The organism is Microbacterium sp. Leaf351, assembly GCF_001423825.1.
Classification (GTDB): Bacteria; Actinomycetota; Actinomycetes; order Actinomycetales; family Microbacteriaceae; genus Microbacterium; species Microbacterium ginsengisoli.
On record NZ_LMPK01000038.1, the window covers coordinates 14,335 to 17,391 of the forward strand.

The 3,057-nt window shown below is 71.9% G+C and carries 5 protein-coding genes; all 5 read left to right on the forward strand.

The window, feature by feature from the left end:
- Window positions 1-1,094 (forward strand): exodeoxyribonuclease VII large subunit (xseA, locus tag ASG00_RS12810; protein WP_235559591.1); only part of this gene is annotated, 1,094 nt, incomplete at its 5' end.
- Window positions 1,095-1,104: 10 nt separating this feature from the next.
- Complete coding sequence (locus tag ASG00_RS12815; RefSeq protein WP_045248689.1) at window positions 1,105-1,338, forward strand: exodeoxyribonuclease VII small subunit; 234 nt, start codon at window positions 1,105-1,107, stop codon at window positions 1,336-1,338.
- Window positions 1,338-1,970: a DUF4245 family protein gene (locus ASG00_RS12820; RefSeq protein ID WP_056210084.1), complete on the forward strand. Its 633-nt coding sequence runs from the start codon at window positions 1,338-1,340 to the stop codon at window positions 1,968-1,970. Before ASG00_RS12815 ends, ASG00_RS12820 begins: the two co-directional genes overlap by 1 nt.
- The gene (locus ASG00_RS12825) at window positions 1,967-2,602 is read left to right on the forward strand and encodes a carbonic anhydrase (protein WP_045248687.1); all 636 of its coding nucleotides are present in this window, start codon (window positions 1,967-1,969) and stop codon (window positions 2,600-2,602) included. The genes ASG00_RS12820 and ASG00_RS12825 overlap by 4 nt, the downstream gene beginning before the upstream one ends.
- A gap of 32 nt (window positions 2,603-2,634) precedes the next feature.
- Window positions 2,635-3,057, forward strand: a 423-nt coding sequence (locus tag ASG00_RS18575) for a lyase family protein (protein ID WP_268772198.1), incomplete at its 3' end; no start/stop codon positions are given.

Genomic DNA, 3,057 nt, shown 5'->3' on the forward strand with positions numbered 1-3,057 from the left:
TGACCGATCCCGACTCCGACGCCAGCATCGCGTTCCGCATCTGGGGAAGCGTCCGCAGCCGTCTCGCCGACGATCTGAAGGTCGGCGACCACGTCGTCGCGTCGGTGAAGGCGGACTACTTCGTCAAGTCGGGTGACTTCAGCGTCATCGTCTCGGCGATGCATCCGCTCGGTCTCGGTGACCAGTTCGAGCGGATCGAGCGCCTGCGCGCCGCCCTCTACGCCGAGGGATTGTTCGACGCGTCCCGCAAGCGGCCGCTGCCGTTCCTGCCCCAGCGCATCGGCCTCATCACCGGCGAGCGCTCCGACGCCGAGAAGGACGTGCTCCGCAACGCCGAGCTGCGCTGGCCGGGCGTGCGGTTCCGCGTCGAGCACGCAGCGGTGCAGGGCGAGCGCAGCGTCGGCGAGATCGTCGCCGCCCTGGAGCTGCTCGACGCCGACCCGGACGTCGACGTCATCGTCATCGCCCGCGGCGGCGGCGACCCGCTGCACCTTCTGGGATTCAGCGACGAACGCCTCGTGCGCGCGGTGGCCGCGGCATCCACCCCCGTCGTCAGTGCGATCGGGCACGAGAACGATCATCCGATCCTCGACGATGTCGCGGACCTGCGCGCCTCGACGCCGACGGATGCCGCCAAGCGCGTCGTGCCCGACGTCGGCGAGCAGCGCGCCATCGTGCAGCAGCTGCGCGCCCGCGCGACGCTGCGGCTGACCCAGCGCGTGCAGCACGACATCGCCCAGCTCGAGCAGCTGCGCTCGCGTCCCGTCCTCCGCACGCCCGACGCCCTGCTCGACCCGCGGGTGCACGAGCTCGTGCTGCTGACCGCGCGCGGTCGCGACACCGTCGACAGACGATGGGATGCCGCGGCTCGCCAGAGCGCGGAACTGCGCGCCGCGCTGCGCGCGCTCTCCCCCGGCGCGACACTCGCGCGCGGCTACGCGATCGCCTACCACCCCGACGGGCGCGTGCTGCGCGACGCCGCCGACGCCCCCACGGGGAGCGCCCTGGTCGTCACCGTCGGACGCGGCTCGCTCGCCGCGCGCAGCGAGGGCGAGCTCGCCGAGGGGCCGTCGGCGGCGACCGCCGGAGATTAGGATGGTGGGCATGACCGACTCGGACGCGCGCCCGTCTGACGTCGCCGAACTCTCGTTCGAGCAGGCGCGCGACGAACTGGTGCGGGTGGTCGCGGAGCTCGAACAGGGCGCCCCCACTCTCGAGCACTCCCTCGCATTGTGGGAACGCGGCGAGGCGCTCGCCGCCCGCTGCGAAGAGTGGCTGCGCGGGGCCAAGCGGCGCCTCGACGCGGCACGGTCCACCGCCGAAGGCGACGAGAGCTGATGACCGAGCGCATCGTCGCCGAGCTCGGCCGCCCCGAGACCCCGCAGGAGACCGCCGACCGCAAGGCCGAGTCGTCGCGGGCCTACCGGTCGAGCAAGACGTTCCGGAACCTCCTCGCCGCCCTGCTCGCCACGATGGCGATCGTCGTGGTCGTCGTGCTCGCCGTGCCCCGCGGACAGCTCGCCGCGACGCCCGCGCCCGACGTGGCCGCCCTCGCGCAGAGCCTCTCGGCCAGCATGAACCGTGCGGTCATCGCACCCGCCACCCCCACCGGCTGGGCGGTGAACCAGGCTCAGGTCGAGGGCGACAGCGTCAGCGCGTGGACGATCGTCTACGTGCCGGACTCCGCCGGCTACCTGCGTGCCGCCCAGGGGTTCGACGCCGACTCGGGATGGGTGGTGCGCACCCTGTCGGGCGCCGCCTCCGACGGAACGCTCGCGATCGACGGCATCGACTGGACGCGATACGACATCTCCGATCCGAGCAAGGCCGGGAACGTGTCGTACGCGCTCGCGACATCGGCGGGCAAGGACACGATCCTCCTCTACGGCACTGCGACCGCGGCGCAGACCGCCGAGCTCGCACAGAACCTCACTGCACAGATCCGCACACTCCGGGAAGCCGCGCAATGACCGACACCGCTCCGCTCACCATCTGGAACCAGATGCTCGAGGGCAACGCCCGCTTCGTGACGGGCGCGCCGCAGCATCCGCGTCAAGATGTCGAGCGCCGCCACGAGCTCGCCGCCGCGCAGCGCCCGCGGGCCGCCCTCTTCGGCTGCGCCGACTCGCGCCTCGCGGCGGAGATCATCTTCGACGAAGGGCTCGGCGACCTGTTCGTCGTGCGCAATGCCGGCCAGGTGATCTCCGACTCCGTCGTCGGCAGCCTCGAGTACGCGGTCGCCGCGCTCAACGTTCCCCTCATCGTCGTGCTCGCCCACGACGCCTGCGGCGCCGTGCAGGCCGCGATCGACTCCACCGGCGAGGACGCCCCGGAGCTGCCGACGCACATCTGGCACCAGATCGCGCCCATCGTGCCGGCCGTGCGCACAGTGATGCGCGCCGAGCACGTTCCGGCCGCGCACGCCGACCCCGAGCACGTCGGCCGAGAGCACCTGCGCAACACCGTGCACGCGCTGCTGCAGTCCTCCGAGCTCATCTCCACCGCCGTCGCCGCCGGCACTCTCGCGATCGTCGGCGCCAACTACCGTCTCGCCGAAGGAACCGCCGTGCCCGTCGTGGTCGTCGGCGGCGAGACGAACTGACCGCACACACCGCACTGGGAAGGGACAACGCTGTGACCGAGACCGAGTACCGCATCGAGCACGACACCATGGGGGAGGTGCGCGTACCCATCGCGGCGCTCTACGGCGCACAGACGCAGCGCGCCGTCGAGAACTTCCCGATCTCGGGAACCGGCCTCGAGTCCGCGCAGATCGCCGCCCTCGCCCGCATCAAGAAGGCGGCCGCGCTCGCGAACAAGGAGCTCGGCACCCTCGACGCGGGAATCGCCGACGCGATCGCCGCGGCGGCCGACGACGTCATCACCGGCGCCCACGACGACCAGTTCCCCGTCGACACCTACCAGACCGGCTCCGGCACCTCGTCGAACATGAACATGAACGAGGTGCTGGCCACCCTCGCGACGGCGCGACTCGGCTCCCCCGTGCACCCGAACGATCACGTCAACGCCTCGCAGTCGTCGAACGACGTGTTCCCC

Excerpts from the sequence above, each read along its gene's own strand:
- ASG00_RS12815 (WP_045248689.1), top strand. The coding sequence starts at position 1,105 with ATGACCGACTCGGACGCGCGCCCGTCTGACGTCGCCGAACTCTCGTTC.
- ASG00_RS12820 (WP_056210084.1), top strand. The coding sequence starts at position 1,338 with ATGACCGAGCGCATCGTCGCCGAGCTCGGCCGCCCCGAGACCCCGCAG.
- ASG00_RS12825 (WP_045248687.1), top strand. The coding sequence starts at position 1,967 with ATGACCGACACCGCTCCGCTCACCATCTGGAACCAGATGCTCGAGGGC.